We start from the raw sequence: 21732 nt of genomic DNA, 5'->3' as shown, positions 1-21732 counted from the left end.
AGGAGGCCCGGTCTCGTCCGCAGCACGACGTTTACGGGCCCTGGTCGCTCGTAGTTTCGGACGCATGTGGGACGTCATCGCAAGATTCTGCAGCCGCTTCGCGGTCCTGATCATCGGATTGTGGGTGCTGGCCGCGGCGGCAGGCAATCTGCTTGTCCCGCAGGTGGAAAGCACGGCGCACAATCACGCGCGGGGCTTCCTGCCCGCCGATGCCCCGGTGAACCTCGCCGGCGTCCAGATGGACGAGCAGTTCCACGACGGATCCGGCGGCAATCTCAATTACCTGGTGCTGGAGGGTGATCGCCCGCTCGGTGCGCCGGAGCGGGCCTACTACGACCGCCTGCTGAGCACGTTGCGCGCCGACACCGAGGATGTGGATTCGGTGATGGACCTGTGGTCCGACCCGGTGACGGCGGCCGGCGCGCAGAGCACCGACGGCAAGGCTGTCTACACGATGCTGCGGATTCGCGGCGAGCTCGGCGCCGCCAAGGCGAACGCCGCGCTGGATGCGGTGCGGCGGATCGTCGCGGCTGCGCCGGCACCCGCGGGCCTGCACGCCTACGTCACCGGACCCGGCGCCACCATCGCCGACGAGCTCAGCGCGATCGACAAGCAGATGCTGATGATCACCGGTGTCACGGTGGTGCTGATCGCGGTGCTGTTGTTCGTCGTCTACCGCTCGGTGATCACGTCGGCGATCCCGCTGTTGACCGTCGGCCTGGGGCTCGGGGTCGCGCGGGGTGTCGTGGCGTTCCTGGGGGAGCGGGACGTGATCGAGGTGTCGATCTTCTCGGTGTCGCTCCTGGCCGCGATGGTGCTCGGGGCGGCAACGGATTACGGCATCTTCCTGCTGGGCCGCTACCACGAACAGCGCCGCGCCGGGGTCGACCACGAGGACGCGCTGGTGATCGCGAACCGCAGCGTCGCGCCGGTGATCGCCGCGTCAGGTCTGACCATCGCGGCGGCGCTGTCATGCCTGCTGTTCGCCCAGGTCGGCATGCTGCGCAGCGCCGGATTACCCTGCGCCATCGGCATTCTCACCGGGATGTTCGCATCGCTGACGTTGTTGCCGGCGTTCATTGGGCTGGCCGGCCGGCATGGCCTGGCGCAGCCGCGAAGCCGTGCCGCGGCCAAGGTGCCCGGCCGGAGCTGGCGCCGGGTCGGGACGGTCGTCGCCCGGTGGCCGGGACCGGTACTGGTGGCCTCGTCGGTGATTCTCCTGGTCTGCGCCATCCCGCTCGCCGGTATCCGGCTGGGCTTCGATGAGCTTGCCGCACAACCTGATTCCACCCACGCCAACCGGGGCTACCAGGCCATGGACCGGCACTTCCCGCCCAACCGGCTGCTGCCCGAGATCGTGTCCATCGAGACCGATCACGACCTGCGTAACCCGGCGGGCGTCATCGCGGTCGAACGGGTGACGCGGAAGATCATGGAGATTCCCGGCATTCGCATGGTGCAGTCGGCGTCACGGCCGGCGGGGTCGGTGCCCGAGCAGGCAGCGTTGACCGACCAGGCCGGCACCATCGCCGACCAGCTCGACGACGGGGTGGCCCAGCTGAGCAAGCGGCTCGGCGCCGTCAACCAGCTGTCCGCGACGTTGGACCAGTTCTCCTCGGCGATAACGCAATTGCAGAACGGGCTGGGCGGCAGCGTCCGCGGTCTCGGGCAACTCGGCTCGGGGATCGACGCCATGCACGGCGGCATGCAGCAGTTGCGGGACAACGTCACCTCGGTGTCGCAGTACATGGATCCGTTGCGCGGCTTCACGAACGCCAACCCGAATTGCGCGGCCGATGCCATCTGCTCGCTGGTGCTCAAGGTGGTCGAGCCCATGGATTCGGTGGTGGCGGCCACCGGCACCCTGACCGACAGCACGCGGCAGTTCGGCGCCGGGACCACGGACATGGCCAGGTCGCTGACGGGTGCGCAGGCGTCGGTGCGCTCGATGCGCGCCGCCGTCGACCAACTCGGCGCCGTCACAACACAATTGACCAAGACGGTGGGCGAGACCCGGGGCATGTTCTCCGGGCTGACGGACTACCTGCGCGGGGTGCGGGCCGACTTCCAGGACAGTGGCTCGGGCGGCTTCTACCTGCCGCAGCGCGCGTGGCAGGACCCGCGGTTCCAGCGCGCGGCCGGGTTGTACTTCGCGCCCGACGGCCGGTCGACGCGCCTGCTCGTCTACGGTGACGGCAAGGTGTTCGGCACGGACGGCGCGCTGCGCTCGCCCGAAATCCTGACCGCGGTCCGGGAGGCCACGAAAGAGGGCACGCTGGTCCGAAACACGGTCTTTGTCACCGGTTTCGGCACCGGCACGGCGGAGCTTCGCGGCTATGTGTCGGACGACTTCCTGTTGCTCGCGGCTGTCGCGTTGGCGCTCGTGTTCTTGATCATCCTGATCATGCTGCGCAGCCCGGTGGCGGCCGCGGTGGTGATCGGCACCGTCGTGGTGTCCTACGCCTCGGCGCTCGGGGTCAGCAGCTTCATCTGGCAGGACCTCTTGGGCAAAGACCTCCACTGGGCGGTGCCGTCGATCGCGTTGATCGCGTTGGTGGCCGTCGGCGCGGACTACAACCTGCTGCTGACCATGCGGCTGCGCGAAGAGGTGAGTCGGCCGGACGCGGGTTTGAAGACGGGCATGATCCGGACGTTCGGCGGTACCGGCGGCGTGGTGACCACGGCCGGAATCGTCTTCGGCATCACCATGTTCGCGATGCTGTCCAGCGACGTGCTGAGCATCGAACAGGTCGGCACCACCATCGGCGTCGGACTGCTGATCGACACCCTGATCGTGCGGACGTTCGTGGTGCCCGGCATCGCGGGGCTGCTCGGGCGGTGGTTCTGGTGGTCGCCGGTTCCGCTGGTGCGTGGCGTGGTGTCCCGGACGTTCACGCGCCGGCCGTCGCGACCGCGGCGGGACGTGCCGTTGATCGCCGGCACGGCGCCGGGCCGAGAAGTGTTGCAGGGCGCGGCGGGCTGAGTTCAGCCGGCCACTTTCGCGGTCAATGTGATCAGCTGGTCGAACAGCCCTGCCAGTTCTCCGGCACGCCGCTCCAGCGGGGTGAAGCCATCGGCGCCGAACTCGGTGAACAGCGACAACGACACCTGGGCACGGACGTCGAGCATCTGGAAGTTGGCGACGATCTGTCGCCACTGCTCCACGGCGCGCACCCCGCCGTCGGCGCCGTAGGAGACGAAACCCACTGTCTTGCCGAACCATTCAGAACCGAGGGAGTCCACAGCGTTCTTGAATGCGCCCGGGACGCCATGGTTGTACTCCGGGGTGACGAAGATGAACCCGTCGCAGGCGTCGATCGCCGCGCTCCACCGCTGCACGTTCTCGGACTCGTACTGTTTCTTGGCCGCGGCCGGCACCGTCGCAGCCGTGAGCAGCGGCACGTCGAAGGTCTTCAGGTCGATGAGTTCGAACTGGGCGTCGTCGCGGTGGGCGGCCTGCTCGGCCACCCAGTCGCCGACGCCGGCACCGCTGCGCCCATCCCGAATCGATCCCACGATGATGCCGATCCTCATGAAGTGCTCCTCTTCTGCGTCGTGACCCCGACCCCGGCTCCTGACAGCCTGCCGAACTCGGAGTACCCGCGCGGAAGAATCGCAACCACTCACATGATCAGTGCCCGGCGTCGAACTCCACCGGCAGCGTCTGCGGCCCACTGACCGCCATCAGCGGCTTCCATGGCGCCGGACCCGTGCGGCGAATGTTCGGCATCCGCTGCGTCAGCACCGTGAGCGCTCTGACCAGTTCCAACCGCGCCAGATGCGAGCCGAGACAGTAGTGCACGCCGCCGCCGAAGGTGAGCATCGGCTGCGCATCACGCCGGGTGATGTCGAACTGATCGGGATTTTCGTATACCTGCGGATCCCGGTTCGCCGCAGCGGTATTGGCGACGACGAGTGAGTCCCGCGGGAAGAAGTACCCCGCCAGCTCCACATCTTCGGTGACATATCGCGGCACATTGAGGACGATCGGCGCGAACCGCATGACTTCATCGACTGCCTGGGGCACCAACTCGGGATGCGTGGCGAGTAGCGCCCATTGGTCGGGGTGATCACAGAAGGTGTCCACGGCAGCGGCCAGTTGATTGCGCGTGGTATCGGTGCCCGCCGCAAGGATTCCCATGGACAGCATGAGCAATTCGGGATGGCTGAGCCGGTCGCCGTCGTCCTCCGCGCGGATGAGGGCGGACAGCAGGTCGTCGGTCAGCGTGGTGCGACGCTCCGTGATCATCGCGTCGATGTAGTCGTCGAATTTCTGCCAGGCCGTGAGGATTTCCGATTCGTGTGCGGCCACATCCCACCAGAACATCTTGAAGATGTCGTCGGTCCAATCCGAGATCATCCGCCAGTCGGTGCGCGGCACGCCGAGCAGCGCGCAGATCACCGGGATCGGGTACGGCTGGGCGACGTCGGCGACGATGTCGCAATTGCCCACGGCGGCAACGGGATCGACCAACTCGGCCAGGACGGCGTCGATCAGCGGATCCAGCCGGCCGACGGCCTTGCTGGTGAAGGCCTTGCACACCAGCTTCCGGAGCCGCGTGTGCTCTTCGCCGTCGAGACTGAGCAGCGCACTGCCGATGCGGTCCCAGAGCGGACCGCCGGTGACGCCGCGCGGGACCAGCCCGCGCACGCCGGGCTCATGAAAGCGCGCGTCGCGCAGCACCGTACGGACCAATTCGTAGCTCAGTACCTCAGGTGCGTGCGGGCCGGTGGCCACGGCTCCCTGCCGGCGGACCTCTTTGATCATCCGGTGTGCGGTTGCCGGGTCGTCGACGGCTTCGTAGTCGATGACCGGAAGGCCGGCGTCCAAGACGCTGACAGGATGGCTGGCGGCGATGGTCATCGATGTCTCCCTCGGTTTCGATAGAAGTCACTATCGGGCCGAGGAGGGCGACAACACATCAGCCGAACGGCGTAATTGACTACCTAGTCGAGCTGCACTGTCAGCTCGGCGCCGGTCGCTGCGATGACATCGTCGACGCTCACGCCGGGGGCGGTCTCGCGCAGGATCAGCGTGCCGTCGCCGGGCACGTCGATGACGGCCAGGTTGGTGATGATCCGGTCGACCACACCCTGACCCGTCAGCGGCAGTGTGCAGACCGGGACGATCTTGGGGTTGCCGGCCTTGTCGGTGTGCTCCATGAGCACGATGACGCGCGAGGCGCCGTGCACCAGGTCCATGGCGCCACCCATGCCCTTGACCATCTTGCCGGGCACCATCCAGTTGGCCAGGTCACCGGTGCGCGAGACCTCCATGCCGCCGAGCACCGCGGTATCGATGTGGCCGCCGCGGATCATCCCGAACGACAGCGACGAATCGAAGTACGCCGCACCGGGATTCACCGTCACGGTTTCCTTACCGGCGTTGATGAGGTCGGGGTCGACGTTGTCTTCGGTGGGGTACGGGCCGGTGCCCAGGATGCCGTTCTCCGAGTGCAGCGTGACGTGCACGTCGCCCGTCAGGAAGCCGGGGATCAACGTCGGCAGGCCGATGCCGAGGTTGACGTACTCGCCGTCGATCATGTCGGCCGCGGCCCGCGCGGCCATCTGGTCACGGTTCCAGCCGGTCATTTGGCATCCTCTCGCACCGTGCGCTTCTCGATCTGCTTGTCCTGCGGTCCGGTGTGCACGATGCGCTGTACGAACACGCCTGCCAGGTGGACGTCGTCGGGGTCGATCTCCCCGGGCTGCACCAGTTCCTCGACCTGGACGATGGTGATCCGCCCGGCCATCGCGGCCAGCGGGTTGAAGTTGCGTGCGGTCTTGTTGAAGACCAGGTTGCCCGCGGTGTCGGCGCGCAGCGCGTGCACCAGCGCGAAGTCGGCGTTGATCGACTCCTCGAGCACGTAGCGCTTGCCGTTGAATTCGCGAATCTCCTTGGGCGGCGAGGCAACAGCGACGGAACCGTCGGCCGCATAGCGCCACGGCAGACCGCCGTCGGAGACCGGGGTGCCGACGCCGGCCGGGGTGTAGAACGCCGGGATCCCGGCACCGCCGGCGCGCATCCGCTCGGCCAGGGTGCCCTGCGGCGTGAGCTCCACCTCGAGCTCGCCGGACAGGTACTGGCGGGCGAACTCCTTGTTCTCGCCGACGTACGAGGCGGTGACCCGACGGACCTTGCCGAGGCCCAGCAGCACGCCGAGGCCGACGCCGTCGACGCCGCAGTTGTTCGAGAACACCTCGAGGTCGGTGGCGCTCGACGCGGCGATGGCATCGATGAGTTGGTCGGGGATGCCGCACAAACCGAATCCGCCGACAGCCAGCGTGGCGCCGTCACCGATGTCGGCGACCGCTGCGGCGGCCGAGGCGTACACCTTCGAGGTCATGACACTCCGTTCATCCAGTAAACGCGTGACCCACTCAACACGGCACGCCGCTGACAAGGCAAGTCTCTGCTCGAAGCTGGTCGAATGTGTTCACATGGTGAGCATTGACGCCATGTGCGTTCACTGGATGAACGCCTAGGATGTGGTGATGACCGGTCCGAATGTCGTCGCCCGCGTGGGGGCGATGCTGCGGGCAGTGGCCACGGCCGAACCCGAAGGCGCCTCCACCACCGAGCTCGGAAAACTGGCGGGGCTGGCCCGGCCGACGGCACACCGGCTGCTCACGGCGCTGGCCGACGAACATCTGGTCAGCCGGGATCAGAAGACCGGCCGCTGGTCACTCGGACCCGAGCTGTATCTGCTCGGGGTCGGTGCGGCCCAACACCACGACGTGACCGATCAGGCGCGTGCGGTGGTGACGCGGCTGGCACGCGAGACCGGCGAGAGTGCGTTCTTCTCGGCCCGTCGCGGCGATCAGACCGTGTGCGTACTGAGCGAGGAGGGCAGCTTCCCGTTGCGCTCGCACGTCCTGCAGGTCGGTATCCGGTTTCCGCTCGGGGTGGCCAGCGCCGGGCTGGCGATCCTCAGCCACCTACCGGCCGCGGACGTCGACGACTACTTCTCCCGCGAACAGCCGGAAACCAATTGGGGGCCAAATCATTCCGAAGCGGCCATCCGCAAGCGCATCGAGCAGACCCGGCGCGCCGGCTATGCCGTCAATCCCGCGCTCCTGGTGGAAGGCAGCTGGGGCATGGCGGCCGCGGTGTTCGACCGACGTGGCCTGCCCGGCTGGGCCCTGAGCCTCACCGGTGTCGAGACCCGGTTCCGTGCCGGGCGTCGACGTGAACTGGGGCGGCTGCTTCTCGAGCAGGCTCACGAGCTGTCGGGTCGGCTGCAGGGGTGACCCCGCGTCGCCGTCCGGGTGGCGGTAGGCGATTGTGGACTGGTGACTGAACGCGCGCGCATCGACTTTCCGTCCCGCATCGGCGTCTGGTGGGCCAGCGACAGCTGGGCCATGCCGGACGCTCAGGCTGTGGCCCGCGACATCGAAGCCATGGGCTACGGCTCGTTGTTCCTGCCCGAAACCGTCGGCAAGGAATGCCTCACTGAATCGGCGGCGTTCCTCGCGGCCACCGACCGGCTGGTGGTCGGTACGGGCATTGCCAACATTCACGTGCGCCTGCCGTCGGCCGCCGAGGCCGGTGCCCGCACGCTGACCGCGCTGTACCCGGGACGGTTCGTGCTGGGCCTCGGCGTCAGTCACGGCCCGCTGGTGGAGCGGGGGATGGGCGGCACCTATGAAAAGCCGCTCGCGACGATGCGCAGCTACCTGGAGCGCATGGCCGCCGTGCCGGAGGTCATCGAACCCGGGGTGGGCCGGCCGCCCCGACTGCTTGCGGCATTGGGCCCCAAGATGATCGAGCTGTCGGGCAGCCAGGCCGACGGTGCGCATCCGTACCTGGTCCTGCCGTCGGCCACTGCCACGACGCGGGAAATCCTCGGGCAGGACAAGTGGATCGTCTCCGAGCAGGCCGTCGTCGTCGGCGGTGATGACGCCGAACAGCTGCGCCGCGCGCACGATCACCTGAACGTCTACAGCGGCCTGCCCAACTACCGGAACTCGTGGCTGCGCCAGGGCTTCGACGAGAGCGATCTGGTCCGTGGCGGATCCGAACGACTGGCCCGCGCGCTGGTCGGGATGGGTAGCGTCGAGGACGCAGCGGCGAAGGTGAAGGCGCACCTCGATGCCGGCGCCGACCACGTCGTCGTGCAGATGCTCGGCGAGCATCCGACCGCCGACCCGCGGCCGGGCCTGCGCGAGCTGGCCGCAGCCTTGGGGCTGTAGGTCGGCTGCCGGTTGGACCGGCCTGCCAGGGTGCGCTTCAGTCCGTCCCCGGTAAGGCGACCATCAGCGCCGCAGCGAAGGGTTTCTGCTGCGTCGGCCAATCAGTTTGTTGCACAGTCACTTTCGCCGCCATCATCGCCACTCTCCTGTGGGTAGAGGGTGGGGTGCCAGTAGTGGTTGGTTCGGGGTTGGCCGACGTCCAGTGGTGGTGGTGGGGTCCAGTGGGCGCGGCCGTTGACCATGGTGGTGTGCCAGCCGCCGGTGTCGGCGAGGCGGTTGTCGCAGCCGCAGGCCAGGGCGAGGTTGGTGATGTCGGTGGGGCCATCATCGCGCCAGTCGGTGTCGACGTGGTGGGCTTGGCAGCGGGTGGCGGGGGCGGTGCAGTTGGGTTTGGTGCAGCCCAGGTCGCGGGCGAAGAGGGCGAATCGTTGGGCGACGGTGGCGGTGCGACGCGCTCGGCCCAGGTACAGCGGTTGTTCGGTGTGGTCGTCAAAGACGACGAGGTAGTGGTCGGCGCCGCGGGCAGCCATGCGGAGGAGATCGCGGATCGGTAACCGGCTGCCGGTGAGGGTGAGTGCGTGGCCGGTGCCGCGCTCCAAGTCGGCGACGGTGCAGGTGGCCGCGATGGCCACAGGTAGGCCGTTGTGGTCGCCGAGGTCGGTGCCGAGGGCGATGCGGCCCATGGCGGCCAGGGCGTCGTGGTTGCGTTGGTCGGTGCTGCGGGTGTCGTGGTCGATCTGGGCCTGGGTGGGGGTGCCGGATTGGCAGGGTGTGGGGTCGGCGGGGTTGCACATGCCGGGGGCGCCGAGTTTGTCGTGGACTGCTTCGAGGGTGGCGCGTGCTTCGGGGTCGAGCCAGCCGTCCACTTTGGACATGCCGTCGGGTTGTTGTTTACCGATGCGGAAGCTGCGTTTGCGGGCGCGTTCGGCGTCATCGGGCAGGGGGCCGTCCTGATCGAGCAGGTACAGCAGGGCCTCGGCGGCGGCGCGCAGTTCTTCGGGGGTCTGGTGCCGCGCCCCAGCGACGAGGGACTGTTCGAACTGTGAACTGGTGGTGGGGTCGATCCAGCCGGGGAGTTTGTTGATGAACTGGCCGATCACTTTGACGTGCTCGGTGTTGATCGCGCCGTCGGCCTGGGCCGCGGCGACGAACTCCCACAGCGGCGGCAGCGGTTCGCCGGTCAGCCCGGTGCGGGCCGCCAAATGCTGGGCGTCGCGGACCTGGCGGTGGGCTTCGGTGGTGTCCAGGCGCAGCCGGATGCGCAGCACCTCGGCCCAGTTTTTCGCGCCCAGTTCTCGGGCCGTGACCTGAGACTGCGCCGCAACCAAGATCCGGTGATCGACCGCCTCGGCGGCGCACCTCAACCTCTCGCGGCGGGACTTCAATTCCAACAATGTCGCCACGTCCAGGCCGGTGTAGTCCAGGGATGCGAGCCGCGCGTGCGCCGCCTCGTAGGCGGCGTACGCCTCCTCGACAGCGGCTGGATCGGTCAATCCCATACATCGAACATTAGTTCGAACCACCGACAAGAAGCCGCCGGAAATGTGACGCTAGTTACCTACCGTGACCAGCGCTAACAAAGTGACCAAAGTTTTTCGAACCCGACCGTCGGGCCGGCTCAGCCCTCCGTCGCGGCGGCCTTGCGCCGCTTGTACCACTCCCAGATCATCGGCGTGATGGACGCGACGAGGATCAGGATGAAGATCGGCTCGAGCAGCTTCTGCACGATCGGGAACTGCCCCAGCCAGTAGCCCAGCAGCGTGATGCCGCAGCCCCACACGATCGCGCCGATCACGTTGTACAGCGTGAAGGCGCCATAACCCATCCGGGCGGCGCCGGCGGTGATGGGTGCCAGGGTGCGCACGATCGGCACGAAGCGGGCCAGCAGGATCGCGAACGGTCCGCGTTCCTCGAAGAAGGTGTGCGCCTCATCGAGGTACTTCTGCTTGAGGACGCGGGCGTCGGGCTTGAACATCGAGGTACCGAGGAAGCGTCCGATGAAGTATCCGACCTGCCCGCCGAGGATGGCCGCAACGGGGATGGTCACCATCAGCAGCCAGATGTTGAAGTTGGCCTGGGCGGCGACCTCGGCCTGGGCGGCGGTGCCGGCGGCCAGCATGCCCGCGACGAACAGCAGGGTGTCGCCGGGCAGGATCGGGAACAGCACGCCCGACTCGACGAAGATGACGACCAGCAGTCCGACCAGCGCCCACGTGCCGAAATAGGCGATGAGCTTCACCGGATCCATGAAGTCCGGCATGAGCGACAGCGTGCTGATCATGGGGTCAACATACCGGTGTGTGTTGGCTGTTCCCTTAACCGCACATCGCCCATAAGGTCGGCGCATGGCCACTCACAGGGCAGTTCACGTTGCGCAAGCCGACGGCCCGCTCGCACTCGCTGACGTCGACACCGTCTCGCCGCCGCGCGACCACGTCCGCATCGAGGTCGCCGCGTGCGGGGTGTGCGGCACCGACCGCGAGTTCCACGCGGGGCACTTCCCGGGACTTTCGTGGCCGATCACCCTCGGCCACGAGATCGCCGGCACCGTCGCTGAACTGGGCGACGGCGTCGAAGACTTCGTCGTCGGCGACCGGGTGGCGGTGGGCTGGTTCGGCGGCAACTGCAACCGCTGCGTCCCATGTCGACAGGGCCATTTCATGCAGTGCATACGCATGGAGGTGCCGAGCTGGCACTACCCCGGCGGATACGCCGAATCGGTCACGGCGCCCGCGACCGCGCTGGCCCGAATCCCGGACGAGTTCTCGTTCGCCGAGGCCGCCCCGATGGGCTGCGCGGGCGTGACGACGTTCAACGGGCTGCGCAAGACGCGCGCCAAGGCCGGCGACCTGGTCGCGGTGATCGGGATCGGTGGCCTCGGCCACCTCGGCGTGCAGTTCTCCCGGGCGATGGGCTTCGAGACCGTCGCGATCGCGCGCGGGCCGGAGCGTGAGGCCGCCGCCAAGGAGCTCGGCGCCCATCACTACATCGATTCGAACGCCTCGGACGTCGCCGCCGAACTGCGGCGCCTCGGTGGGGCGACCGTCGTGCTCGCGACCGCCGCGAGCTCGACGGCAATGGCCGCCACGGTTGCCGGGCTCGCGCCCGAGGGGCAGCTCGTGACGGTCGGTGTCACGCCCGAGGCCCTGCCGATCAGCCCGCTCGACCTCATCAACGGTGGCTTCTCGGTCATCGGGCATCCGTCCGGCACCTCACGCGATATCGAGGAGACGCTGCACTTCGCCGCGCTGACGGGCGTGCGCGCCGTCATCGAGGAACGGCCTCTCGCGCAGGCCGCCGAAGCTTTCGACCGGATGAACAGCGGCCACGCGCGCTACCGGATGGTCTTGACCGTCTGACCGCATGAGCTGTCGGGTGTCCCCCGGTGCCGCACTTCAGCTTCGCGTGACTGACATACTGGCCCAGACTGCAGGTTCGCCGAGAGGAAAAACATGCCCATCGCCACGCCCGAGGTCTACGCGGAGATGCTGGCCCGCGCCAAGGAACACTCCTTCGCGTTCCCGGCCATCAACTGCACGTCGTCGGAAACCGTCAACGCGGCGATCAAAGGTTTCGCCGACGCCGGTAGCGACGGCATCATCCAATTCTCCACCGGCGGCGCCGAATTCGCCTCCGGTCTCGGAATCAAGGACATGGTCACCGGTGCCGTCGCGCTGGCCGAGTTCGCCCACGTCGTCGCTGCCAAATACGACATCACCGTCGCGCTGCACACCGACCACTGCCCCAAGGACAAGCTCGACGGTTTCGTCCGGCCGCTGCTGGCCATCTCGGCCGAGCGCGTCGCCCGCGGCGAGAACCCGCTGTTCCAGTCGCACATGTGGGACGGCTCCGCGGTGCCGATCGACGAGAACCTGGAGATCGCGCAGGAGCTGCTGAAGCTGACGTCGGCCGCCAACATCATCCTCGAGGTCGAGATCGGCGTCGTCGGCGGTGAAGAGGACGGCGTCGAGGCCGAGATCAACGAGAAGCTGTACACCAGCTCCGAAGATTTCGAGAAGACCATCGACGCGCTGGGTTCCGGCGAGAACGGCAAGTACCTGCTGGCCGCCACCTTCGGCAACGTCCACGGTGTCTACAAGCCGGGCAACGTCAAGCTCAAGCCCGAGGTGCTGGCCGAGGGGCAGAAGGTGGCCGCCGCCAAGCTCGGTCTGCCCGCCGGCTCCAAGCCGTTCGACTTCGTGTTCCACGGTGGCTCGGGCTCGCTGAAGTCCGAGATCGAGGACTCGCTGCGCTACGGCGTCGTGAAGATGAACGTCGACACCGACACCCAGTACGCGTTCACCCGTCCGGTGGCGGCGCACATGTTCACCAACTACGACGGCGTCCTGAAGATCGACGGCGAGGTCGGCAACAAGAAGGTCTACGACCCGCGCAGCTACCTGAAGAAGGCCGAGGCCTCGATGACCCAGCGCGTCATCGAAGCGTGCAACGACCTGCACAGCACGGGCCGCAGCGTCTCCGCGGGGCTCGGCAAGTAGCCAAAGCTGGACACCGCCGACTGGCCGGTCATGACGCAGGAATCGCGAAACCCTGTGTCGTGACCGGCCATTCGGCGTTCATGGCCGAGTGGCCGCGCGTGAGGAGCACCGTGCCCAGCACCGCGACGGCGGCGATGGCCGCGATCACCAGCACCAGTGCGATGACCCAGCCCCAGCTGCGACGGTCCTTCGGTGGCTTGACGGCGCCGGGGATCACCTGCGGCGCGGCGGGCGGCATCAGTTCGGTTTCCGGATCCGGCAGCGGCGTGATGATCTGCGTCTTGCCGTCGAAGCCCGACGGCGCGGTGAAGCGCCGCACCGGGATCGTCGGGTCGGTCGCTGGATCTGCGGGCTCGAAGATCTCGGTTGCCGCCGCGGCGTCGTCGCCTGTCGAGGCAGCGCGCTGATCGGCATCACGACGGCCGTCCGGTCCCGTCGGGTTCGACATGGCGGCTGGGTTCGACATGGGGGTGACTGTCCTCCCGAGATCAGATCGCGCACTGGGGCCGATGCGTCCTGGAGCAGGCCGCGACGTCCTACCTGGAGCTTAATCTCCCGCCTGCGGGATCTCCGTGAGCGGCCGCACGGCACAATGGCGTTCATGACGCGAATGGGTGATCTGCTGGGTCCGGAGCCGGTGTTGCTGCCTGCCAACTTCGAGGCCGAGGACGCTCTCGCCGCCGGTAAATCGCCGACCGACGTTGCTGCGGCGCAGCCGACGGCCTCTGTCGCGTGGGCCGCCCTCGCCGAGGCCGCGCTGGCCGACGGTCAGACCATCACTGCCTACGCCTACGCGCGTACCGGTTACCACCGCGGCCTGGATCAGCTGCGTCGCAACGGCTGGAAGGGTTTCGGCCCGGTGCCGTTCGCGCACGAACCGAACCAGGGCTTCCTGCGCTGCGTGGCAGTGCTGGCGAAGGCGGCGGAATCCATCGGCGAGCAGGACGAGTACCTGCGCTGCCTGGACCTGTTGGACGACTGCGATCCCGCGGCGCGCGCCGAGCTGGGTCTCTGACTAGTCCATCTCGCAGTGGCAGTCGCCGGCCGGCGGCTCCACCTGAACGGTGGCGTGGTCCAGCCCGCGGGCGGCCAGCACGGCGCGCGCCGACTCGAGGACGCGTGCCGAATCCGCCGCGGACGTCAGGTGGGCGGTGGCCATGTCCTTGCCGGGCACCAGGGTCCACACGTGCAGGTCGTGCACATCGGTGACGCCGTCCACGGCGGCCAGCGCTTCGCGCAGCTCGTCGACGTCGATGTGGCGGGGTGAGGACTCGGACAGGATCCGCAGCGCGGCGCGGGCCAGCGCGATGGCGCGCGGCAACACCCACAGCGCGACCAGGACGGCGACGACGACGTCGGCGTACGGCCACCCCGTGGTGACGTTGACGATGCCCGCGATCAGGACGCCGACGCTGCCGACGGTGTCGGCGACGACCTCCATGTAGGCACCCTTGACGGCGAGGCTGCTGTCGGCGTCGGAGCGCAGTAGCAGTACCACGACCAGGTTGGCGAGCAGCCCCGCGAGGGCGACGACGATCATCGGCACACCCGGGATCCCCGGCGCGTTGCCGATGCGCTCGACGGCCTCGTAGAGGATGAACGCCGCGACGCCCATCAGCAGGACGGCATTGGCGACCGCGGTGAACACCTCGGCGCGGTGCCAGCCGTAGGTGCGGGCGGCGGACGTCGACCCGCGGCGGGCGAGGAGGACGGCGCCCAGGCCCATGAACATCGCGACCAGGTCGGTCAGCATGTGGCCGGCGTCGGCCAGCAGCGCGATCGAGTTGATCAGCAGCGCGGTGGTCAGCTCGATGACGAAGAAGACGCTGAGTACGGCTGCGGCGATGATCATGCGGCTGGCGCGTGCGTTCGAGCCATGGCTGTGGTCGTGTCCGGCACCCATGCCAGCAATATATGCAGAACTCTGCATATGTCGCAAGGCGCCCTGGGATTTGTGCACGATTTTCCGCGGTCAGCGCGGAAAATCGTGCACAAATCCCTGCTACCAGGCGGACCAGAAGCGAGTCAGGGCGCTGCCGATCATCGCCAGGCGCGGCGGCACGCCGGTGAGGCTGACGGCGGAGTACACGACGTTGAAGAACAGCCGGTTGAGCTCGGGGACGATCAGCAGCAGCATCAGGATCAGGAAGCCCCACTGCCGAGCGGGGAGCAACGCGCGTTGCGTGTCGGCGCTCAGGTGCGGTTCCAGCGCGCCGTAGCCGTCCAGCCCCGGAATGGGCAGCAGGTTCAGGAACAGCGCCGTCACCTGCAGGAAGCCCAGGAAGGCCAGCCCCGCCCAGAACACCGGATGGTCGTTGTCGAACAGCACCGCCGTCGCGACCAGCAAGATGACGGCGAGCACCAGGTTGGCGAACGGACCGGCCAGGCTGACCAGCGTGCGCTGCCGGGGCGTCATGTACTCGGTGCGCACGTACACCGCGCCGCCGGGCAGGCCGATGCCGCCGAGGGCGATGAACAGTGCCGGCAGCCCGAGTGACAGCAGCGGGCTGGCGTACTTCGCGGGGTTGAGCGTGAGATAGCCGCGCAGCTCGACATCGCGGTCGCCGAACCGCCAGGCGGTGTAGGCGTGGCCGAATTCGTGCAGGCACAGCGAGACCGTCCACCCCGCGATGACGAACACGAAGACGCCGGCATAGGCCAGCGGCCGGACCTCGGCGCCGCAGAACCAGGCCAGAGCGCCACCGGCGACGGTCAGGGCCACGATCGCCCAGAAGACAGGGCTGGGACGGACGGCGCGCCGCACAGGCATGGTCATGACTGCAAACTAGCCGACCCGCAGCCAACCCTGGATATGGCGGTAGAACGCCGACCGGCGCGCCGGACGGGCGGCCGCCACGCCGTCGCGCTCAACCAAAACTCCGGTGCTGCCGAGTTGCGCGGCACGACCGGCGACCCAGCCCCGCCCCGGCCCCGAACGCCCGGCCCCGAGGGCCCGCGCGCGCAGCCCCGGCATGCCGGGCAGGGGTTCGATGACGACGCCCGCGGACTCGCCGTCGAACAGCACGGTGTCGTCGACGACGGCCTCTCCGGTGATGGCGTCGCCGCCCGACGGCAGCCACCGCGCGGACCGCACGATCACCGCGCCGGTCTCGTCGCGGATGAGCGGAACGCGTTGGGCGACACCGTCTCTGGCGCGGCGCGCGGCACCGAGCCCACCGCGGGTCAGGGGTGGGACGAAGCCGACCTCGACGTCGAGCCGGTCGTCGCGCAACAGCCGGGCCAGGGTGGCCGACAGGTCGGCGTGGTCGCCGACGACGATCACCCGGACGGTGCCGTCGGGGATCGTCGGGGCGCTGCCCGCGGGCACCGGGATGGCCTCCAGATCGGCCAGTGCGCGGGGTGTCCGGCGGTCGCCGAAGACCAGCGCCACGACATCGCCTGAGGCCTCTCTGGCGGTCAAGGCCTCTCCTCTCGTCCTGCTGGGATAAGGTTGCTCACCGGCTGCCACTGTATTCAGGCAGGTAATGCGGGAGGCAAAACGATGCCGGCAATCGTGCTCATCGGGGCCCAATGGGGTGACGAGGGCAAAGGTAAGGCCACCGATCTACTCGGTGGACGTGTGCAATGGGTGGTCCGCTACCAAGGCGGCAACAACGCCGGGCACACGGTGGTACTGCCCACGGGGGAGAACTTCGCGCTCCACCTCATCCCCTCGGGCATCCTGACACCCGGGGTCACCAACGTCATCGGCAACGGTGTCGTGGTCGACCCTGGTGTGCTGCTCAGTGAGCTCTCCGGGCTCGAGGACCGCGGTGTGGACACCTCGAAGCTCATGATCTCGGCTGACGCGCACCTGCTCATGCCGTACCACGTGGCCATCGACAAGGTCACCGAGCGGTACGCGGGCAGCAAGAAGATCGGCACCACCGGTCGCGGCATCGGTCCCTGCTACCAGGACAAGATCGCGCGCATCGGTATCCGGGTCGCCGACGTCCTCGACGAGGAGCAGCTGGCCGCCAAGGTCGAGGCCGCGCTGGAGTTCAAGAACCAGGTGCTGGTCAAGATCTACAACCGCAAGGCGCTCGACCCGGCCGAGGTCGTCGAGAGCCTGCTGCAGCAGGCCGAGGGCTTCAAGCACCGCATCGCCGACGCCCGGCTGCTGCTCAACCAGGCGCTGGAACGCGGTGAGACCGTGCTGCTGGAAGGCTCGCAGGGCACCCTGCTCGACGTCGACCACGGCACCTACCCGTTCGTGACGTCGTCCAACCCGACGGCGGGCGGCGCGGCCGTCGGTTCGGGCATCGGCCCCACCCGCATCACGACGGTGCTGGGCATCCTGAAGGCCTACACGACCCGTGTGGGCTCGGGTCCGTTCCCGACGGAGCTGTTCGACGAGTACGGCGCCTACCTGTCCAAGACGGGCGGCGAGGTCGGCGTGACGACCGGCCGGGCCCGGCGCTGCGGCTGGTTCGACGCCGTCATCGCCCGGTACGCGACTCGCGTCAACGGCATCACCGACTACTTCCTGACCAAGCTCGACGTGCTGTCCAGCCTGGAGACGGTGCCGATCTGCGTCGGCTACACCGTCGACGGCAAGCGCACCGACGAGATGCCGATGACGCAGGCCGACATCGCCCGCGCCGAGCCGATCTACGAAGAACTGCCGGGCTGGTGGGAGGACATCTCCGGGGCCCGCGAGTTCTCCGATCTGCCGGCCAAGGCGCAGGACTACGTCCTGCGGCTCGAGGAGCTCTCGGGCGCCCACGTGTCGTGCATCGGCGTCGGTCCCGGCCGGGATCAGACGATCGTGCGCCGGGACATCCTCGGGTGACCCACGGGGCGAGCGAAGCGACGGGGAAAACCGAAGGCTTCATCGACCAGCACGGCGGATTCCCACGATTCGAGGTTGCCGACCCCGGTCCCGGCTTCGGCCGCTTCCTCGAGGGCATGCGGCGGCTGCAGGACCTGGCGGTCTCGGCCAACCCGGACAGCGACACCTGGGACGACGCCGCCGATCGCGTCGAGGAACTCGTCAAGCTGCTGAAGCCGTTCGAGGCGGCCGAAGGTGTCGGCCCGGCCATCCGGGTGCCGTCGCTGCCGGGTGCCGGCAGTCTGCTGATGCCGCCGTGGACGGTCACCAAGTTCTCGCCCGAGGGCGTCGAGATGGAGGTCGAGTTCAGCCGGTACCACGTGGGCGGCAACTACGCCGTGCACGGCGGGGTGCTGCCGCTGCTGTTCGACCAGGCCTTCGGCATGCTGATCCACGCCGTCAATCGACCGATGAGCCGTACGGCGTACCTGCACGTCGACTACCGCAAGGTCACGCCGATCGACACGGTGCTGACCGCCAAGGCCCACGTCACCGAGGTCGACGGCCGTAAGACGTTCGTCGCGGCCGAACTGTTCGACCCCGAGGGCAACCTGCTGGCCGAGGCCAACGGCCTGATGGTCAGCCTGCTGCCCGGCCAGCCCTAAGGTTCGGCGCGCAGCGCGGGCCACCAGATGCGGGGCCCGATGAGTGTGAACAGCGCCGGGATGATCACGGTGCGCACCACGAAGGTGTCCAGCAGGATGCCCAGGCCGACGATGATGCCGAGCTGCGTCAGCACGATCAGCGGCAGCACGCCGAGCACGCAGAACACCGCGGCCAGCACGATGCCGGCACTGGTGATCACCGCGCCCGTCGCCGACACCGCGCGCACGATGCCCTGCCGGTTGCCGAACTCGGGCGTCTCTTCCCGGGCCCGGGTCACCAGGAAGATCGTGTAGTCCACACCGAGCGCGACCAGGAACAGGAACGCGAACAGCGGGGTCCCATTATCCAGCGCGGGAAATCCGAACAGGTGGACGCTGGCCCAGCCACCGAGGCCCAGCGCGGCCAGCGCACTGAGCACCGTCACCGCTACGAGCAGCAGCGGGGCCAGGGCCGAGCGCAGGAGCACGTACAGCACGACGAGGACGACCAGCAGGATCGCCGGGATGACGATCTTCCGGTCGTGTTGCGCTGCCGCCGCGGCATCGCGGGCCTGTGCGTCGGGGCCGCCGACGACTGCTTGCGCATCGATCTGGTGCACCGAGTCGCGAAGGGCGTCAATCGTTTTGAATGCCTCCGGGGAAGCAGGCGCGGCAGCCAGCACCACCGACCACTGCGTCAGGCCCGACGCCGAGCGCCCGGCCGGCGTCGCCGACACCACGCCAGGGGAGTGGGTGATGACGTCGGCGACCGCGGGGTCCGCTGCGATGACGGTCGTGGGATTCGTCAGGCCGCTGGGGAAGTGCGCGGCCAGGGTGTCATAGCCGGCTACGGACTCGGCCTGCACCCGGAACTGCTGGGTCTGGGACAACCCGATGGGCAGATTCACCAGCCCGACGCACAGCGCGGCCAAGCCCGCCAGCGCCACGGTGGCGACGCGGCCCGGCCGGCGGGACACGCCTGCTGCGACGCGGTGCCAGACGCCGCTCTCGGTGAGCGGCATGGCGTGCGAACCGGTTTCGGGGATGAAGGGCCAGAACAGCCGGCGGCCGAACAATCCGAGCAGCGGCGGCAGCACCAACAGGACGAACACCGCGGCGACCACGAGGCCTGACGCGGCCTGTACTCCGAGGCTGCGGTTGCTCGGCGCCGAGGCGAGTAGCAGAGTCAGTAGGGCCAACACGACGGTGGCGTTGCTGGCGATGATCGCTGGGGCTGCGGCGCGCCACGCCACCCGCAGCGCGTCCCGGTGATCGCTGCGCCGGCTCAGTTCCTCGCGGTACCGCGAGATCAGCAGCAGCGCGTAGTTGGTGCCCGCGCCGAACACCAGCACGCTGGTGATACCCGCCGTCGAACCATCCGGGTTCAGGCCCGTCGCTGTGGCCACCGCGGTTCCGACGACCGCGCCCACCTGATCGGCGAACCCGATGACCAAGAGTGGGATCAGCCAGAGGATGGGAGAGCGGTACGTGACGATCAGCAGCAGCGCCACGACCGTCGCGGTCACCGCGAGCAGCGTGAAGTTCGCTCCGGCAAAGGAATTGGCGATGTCGGCGCCGAACGCCGGCCCGCCCGTCACCTGAGCCCGCAATCCCTCGGGCAGTGCGGCCGATACCTGCGACCGCAACTCGTGGACGGCGTCGCGGAGACCGAAGCCGGACAGGTTGGCCGCCAGCGGCGCCACCCGCACTGCCGCTCTGCCGTCTGCGGATACCCGGGCACCCGCTCCGGCCGCGGAGATGTCGGCCGGGGTCAAGGGCGCGTCGTCCGTACGGGAGACGACGACGATCGCCGGCGCGGTCTCACCACCGGGGAACTGTGCGCGTAGTGCGTCGGCGCGGGCGGATTCCGCGCCGGCCGGCACGGCCACCGGTGACTGCGATGCCGAATCTCCGGCGCCGAACAACGCCATGGCGGCGCCGGAGAGCATCAGGACGATCAGGGCCACGGCCCAGGCGACTCGAGTGGACACCTGGAAAATATTTCAGATACTTAACTATTAATCAACTGAACATCGCGGGCGCTATGCTCTCCGCGTGCCAAAGCCGCCGCTGGACCGTGCCGAACTGGAGGCGCAGATCGCCGCTGACGTGCGCGCGCTGACGGCTGAATCCGACCAGATCGGGCGGGTGTTTGCGACGGAAAACGATCTGGGCGCCAATGATTTTCGCGCCCTGCTACATGTCATGGTCGCCGAGTCCGCCGGCACGCCGCTGACGGCGGGCGAGTTGCGCAAATTGATGGGCACATCAGGCGCGGCCATCACGTACCTGGTGGAGCGGATGATCAACTCGGGTCATCTGCGCCGCGACGCCGATCCCGCCGATCGGCGCAAGGTCATCCTGCGGAACGACGCCAAGGGGCTGGACGTCGGCCGGGAGTTCTTCAGCCCGCTGGCTCAGCTCAACACGCGGGCCCTGGCCGACCTGCCCGACGCCGACCTCGAAGCGGCGCACCGCGTCTTCGTGGCGCTCACCGGTGCGATGCGGGCGTTCCGTGCCGAACCCGCTCCCGGCGAGCCGTGATCACACGGACGAGGCGGCCTTGAGGGCGTACACGTCCGCCCGGAGTGCGGCCACTGCGTCCACGATCGTGAGGTTCTGGCCGGCGGCGTTCTGGCCGAGCTGTGGCCAGCCGTTGAGGTTCGGCCCGCGCAACTGGGTCTGGATGTCCTGCACGATGGCCAGGATCTGATTGAGGGTTGCGGTGGTCGGGTCGGGCTGAGTCACGGTTCCTCCGTTCAGCAGTGCGATGAGTTGGTCGAGCGTGCCCTGGAACGCGTTGCAGTCCACCGACAGATTCCCGACCAGTGCGGCATCGGTGAATTGCAGAATCTGCGGCGTGGCACCGCCGTAGGGGAACCAGTACCGCTGATTGTCGTTGCCGGGGTAGAGGTTTGACGCGTAGCCGGTGCCGTTGACGTAATTCGATGCGATGAGGCCGGGTACCTGAGAGATGTCGGGCGAGCCGATCTGTTGCCAGTACCAGTGCGGTATGTACGACAGCGAGATCGTCACCCCGACGGCGTTGAAGGCATTGACCACGGCCCAGAAGTTGTGGATGTCACCGGAATTCGCCTCGAAGTCCAACATCGCGTATTTGCCGCCGTTGTTGCTCAGCCACGTTTGGGCCTGCGCTGCCGGGCTGTTGGTGGTGACGTAGTGATAGCCGATGTGCGGAAAGTGGTTGTCCCGGCACCACTGTGCGATCACCGGCCAATACGGATCCCGGTAGTAACTGCCTTCGGACACCTTCTGCTCGATCCAGGAGAAACCCTGGCCGGGTAGCTGGGAGACGAAGGCGATGGCATCGGCGGCCGAGCGGAAGTTGTTGTTCGACGTGTCCGGTCCGTACAGGGTCACAGCACTGTCTCCGGATTCACGGGCGTCCAGCTCGTCGTGCTCGCCAAAGCCTTTGTGTCGGCGCTGGATCCGTCGTGCGACTGCACCGTCCACTGCAACCGTCCGTCGGCGTCATGCGTCGCCGTGGCGATCGCACCCGCCTGCTCGTAAACCTCGCCGAGTGCTTCGGGTTTGCCCGCCGCGTTCATAGCGAATCCTCGCCTTCTACCGTAGAGGTCTTGTCCCGCTTAGAATCTCGTTTCCG

The 21732-nt window shown here is 68.1% G+C and carries 22 protein-coding genes; 9 read left to right on the top strand and 13 right to left on the bottom strand.

Annotated features, from left to right (window positions below; translation table 11 throughout):
- Positions 1–64 precede the first annotated feature (64 nt).
- Positions 65–2983, top strand: coding sequence for an MMPL/RND family transporter (locus ACZ5IQ_RS25310; protein ID WP_212807183.1), 2919 nt, complete (start codon positions 65–67; stop codon positions 2981–2983).
- Positions 2984–2985: 2 nt separating this feature from the next.
- Here the strand turns inward: ACZ5IQ_RS25310 and ACZ5IQ_RS25305 are convergent, their stop codons facing one another.
- From ACZ5IQ_RS25305 to ACZ5IQ_RS25290, 4 genes are all read right to left on the bottom strand, one after another.
- Positions 2986–3534, bottom strand: coding sequence for an NADPH-dependent FMN reductase (locus ACZ5IQ_RS25305; RefSeq protein ID WP_212807182.1), 549 nt, complete (start codon positions 3532–3534; stop codon positions 2986–2988).
- 97 nt (positions 3535–3631) lie between these two features.
- Positions 3632–4864 carry a cytochrome P450 gene (locus ACZ5IQ_RS25300; RefSeq protein WP_212807181.1) on the bottom strand — a complete coding sequence of 411 codons (1233 nt, stop codon included), beginning with the start codon at positions 4862–4864 and terminating at the stop codon, positions 3632–3634.
- Positions 4865–4947: 83 nt separating this feature from the next.
- Positions 4948–5592, bottom strand: coding sequence for a 3-oxoacid CoA-transferase subunit B (locus ACZ5IQ_RS25295; protein ID WP_212807180.1), 645 nt, complete (start codon positions 5590–5592; stop codon positions 4948–4950).
- Positions 5589–6347 (bottom strand): CoA transferase subunit A, encoded by a 759-nt coding sequence (locus ACZ5IQ_RS25290; protein WP_020100731.1) that lies wholly within the window; start codon positions 6345–6347, stop codon positions 5589–5591. The genes ACZ5IQ_RS25295 and ACZ5IQ_RS25290 overlap by 4 nt, the downstream gene beginning before the upstream one ends.
- A 148-nt stretch (positions 6348–6495) precedes the next feature.
- Here ACZ5IQ_RS25290 and ACZ5IQ_RS25285 point away from each other — a divergent pair, with 148 nt between their 5' ends.
- Both ACZ5IQ_RS25285 and ACZ5IQ_RS25280 read left to right on the top strand, forming a co-directional pair.
- The gene (locus tag ACZ5IQ_RS25285) at positions 6496–7251 is read left to right on the top strand and encodes an IclR family transcriptional regulator (RefSeq protein WP_346416019.1); all 756 of its coding nucleotides are present in this window, start codon (positions 6496–6498) and stop codon (positions 7249–7251) included.
- Positions 7252–7293: 42 nt separating this feature from the next.
- Positions 7294–8193 (top strand): LLM class F420-dependent oxidoreductase, encoded by a 900-nt coding sequence (locus ACZ5IQ_RS25280; RefSeq protein WP_346416017.1) that lies wholly within the window; start codon positions 7294–7296, stop codon positions 8191–8193.
- Between the two features lie 101 nt (positions 8194–8294).
- Here the strand turns inward: ACZ5IQ_RS25280 and ACZ5IQ_RS25275 are convergent, their stop codons facing one another.
- Positions 8295–9692 carry an HNH endonuclease signature motif containing protein gene (locus ACZ5IQ_RS25275; RefSeq protein WP_346416015.1) on the bottom strand — a complete coding sequence of 466 codons (1398 nt, stop codon included), beginning with the start codon at positions 9690–9692 and terminating at the stop codon, positions 8295–8297.
- Positions 9693–9811: 119 nt separating this feature from the next.
- Complete coding sequence (locus ACZ5IQ_RS25270) at positions 9812–10474, bottom strand: VTT domain-containing protein (RefSeq protein WP_318985489.1); 663 nt, start codon at positions 10472–10474, stop codon at positions 9812–9814.
- A gap of 64 nt (positions 10475–10538) precedes the next feature.
- Between ACZ5IQ_RS25270 and ACZ5IQ_RS25265 the strand changes: the two genes are divergently transcribed.
- Together ACZ5IQ_RS25265 and fbaA are read left to right on the top strand one after the other, a co-directional pair.
- Positions 10539–11552 carry an alcohol dehydrogenase catalytic domain-containing protein gene (locus ACZ5IQ_RS25265; RefSeq protein WP_346416013.1) on the top strand — a complete coding sequence of 338 codons (1014 nt, stop codon included), beginning with the start codon at positions 10539–10541 and terminating at the stop codon, positions 11550–11552.
- Positions 11553–11645: 93 nt separating this feature from the next.
- A complete protein-coding gene (gene fbaA, locus ACZ5IQ_RS25260; RefSeq protein WP_346416011.1) occupies positions 11646–12692 on the top strand; it encodes a class II fructose-bisphosphate aldolase in 1047 nt (348 codons plus the stop codon).
- A gap of 28 nt (positions 12693–12720) precedes the next feature.
- Here the strand turns inward: fbaA and ACZ5IQ_RS25255 are convergent, their stop codons facing one another.
- The gene (locus ACZ5IQ_RS25255) at positions 12721–13158 is read right to left on the bottom strand and encodes a hypothetical protein (protein WP_406784572.1); all 438 of its coding nucleotides are present in this window, start codon (positions 13156–13158) and stop codon (positions 12721–12723) included.
- Between the two features lie 135 nt (positions 13159–13293).
- On the opposite strand from ACZ5IQ_RS25255, the gene ACZ5IQ_RS25250 reads away from it, so the two are divergent.
- Entirely contained in the window at positions 13294–13707 is a 414-nt protein-coding gene (locus ACZ5IQ_RS25250) for a DUF3151 domain-containing protein (RefSeq protein WP_346416009.1), read from the top strand.
- On the opposite strand, the gene ACZ5IQ_RS25245 is transcribed toward ACZ5IQ_RS25250, so the two are convergent.
- From ACZ5IQ_RS25245 to ACZ5IQ_RS25235, 3 genes are all read right to left on the bottom strand, one after another.
- Positions 13708–14595 carry a cation diffusion facilitator family transporter gene (locus ACZ5IQ_RS25245; protein ID WP_346416007.1) on the bottom strand — a complete coding sequence of 296 codons (888 nt, stop codon included), beginning with the start codon at positions 14593–14595 and terminating at the stop codon, positions 13708–13710. It abuts the gene before it with no gap.
- Between the two features lie 99 nt (positions 14596–14694).
- Positions 14695–15468, bottom strand: coding sequence for a site-2 protease family protein (locus tag ACZ5IQ_RS25240; protein WP_346416006.1), 774 nt, complete (start codon positions 15466–15468; stop codon positions 14695–14697).
- 9 nt (positions 15469–15477) lie between these two features.
- Positions 15478–16113 (bottom strand): peptidase M50, encoded by a 636-nt coding sequence (locus ACZ5IQ_RS25235; RefSeq protein ID WP_464480445.1) that lies wholly within the window; start codon positions 16111–16113, stop codon positions 15478–15480.
- Between the two features lie 81 nt (positions 16114–16194).
- On the opposite strand from ACZ5IQ_RS25235, the gene ACZ5IQ_RS25230 reads away from it, so the two are divergent.
- The gene (locus tag ACZ5IQ_RS25230) at positions 16195–17484 is read left to right on the top strand and encodes an adenylosuccinate synthase (RefSeq protein WP_020100685.1); all 1290 of its coding nucleotides are present in this window, start codon (positions 16195–16197) and stop codon (positions 17482–17484) included.
- On the top strand, positions 17481–18128 hold the full coding sequence (locus ACZ5IQ_RS25225) for a PaaI family thioesterase (protein ID WP_346416004.1): 648 nt from the start codon (positions 17481–17483) through the stop codon (positions 18126–18128). The genes ACZ5IQ_RS25230 and ACZ5IQ_RS25225 overlap by 4 nt, the downstream gene beginning before the upstream one ends.
- On the opposite strand, the gene ACZ5IQ_RS25220 is transcribed toward ACZ5IQ_RS25225, so the two are convergent.
- Complete coding sequence (locus ACZ5IQ_RS25220) at positions 18125–20056, bottom strand: MMPL family transporter (RefSeq protein ID WP_464481506.1); 1932 nt, start codon at positions 20054–20056, stop codon at positions 18125–18127. The genes ACZ5IQ_RS25225 and ACZ5IQ_RS25220 overlap by 4 nt on opposite strands.
- A gap of 106 nt (positions 20057–20162) precedes the next feature.
- Between ACZ5IQ_RS25220 and ACZ5IQ_RS25215 the strand changes: the two genes are divergently transcribed.
- Positions 20163–20651 (top strand): MarR family winged helix-turn-helix transcriptional regulator, encoded by a 489-nt coding sequence (locus ACZ5IQ_RS25215; protein ID WP_346416001.1) that lies wholly within the window; start codon positions 20163–20165, stop codon positions 20649–20651.
- On the opposite strand, the gene ACZ5IQ_RS25210 is transcribed toward ACZ5IQ_RS25215, so the two are convergent.
- Together ACZ5IQ_RS25210 and ACZ5IQ_RS25205 are read right to left on the bottom strand one after the other, a co-directional pair.
- On the bottom strand, positions 20652–21488 hold the full coding sequence (locus tag ACZ5IQ_RS25210) for a GH25 family lysozyme (RefSeq protein ID WP_346415999.1): 837 nt from the start codon (positions 21486–21488) through the stop codon (positions 20652–20654).
- Complete coding sequence (locus ACZ5IQ_RS25205) at positions 21485–21676, bottom strand: hypothetical protein (protein WP_020100680.1); 192 nt, start codon at positions 21674–21676, stop codon at positions 21485–21487. Before ACZ5IQ_RS25205 ends, ACZ5IQ_RS25210 begins: the two co-directional genes overlap by 4 nt.
- Between the last annotated feature and the right edge of the window lie 56 nt (positions 21677–21732).

The organism is Mycobacterium toneyamaense (assembly GCF_055384815.1).
The sequence above is the reverse complement of the archived record's forward strand: the minus strand, read 5'-3'. Positions and strand labels throughout refer to the sequence as shown.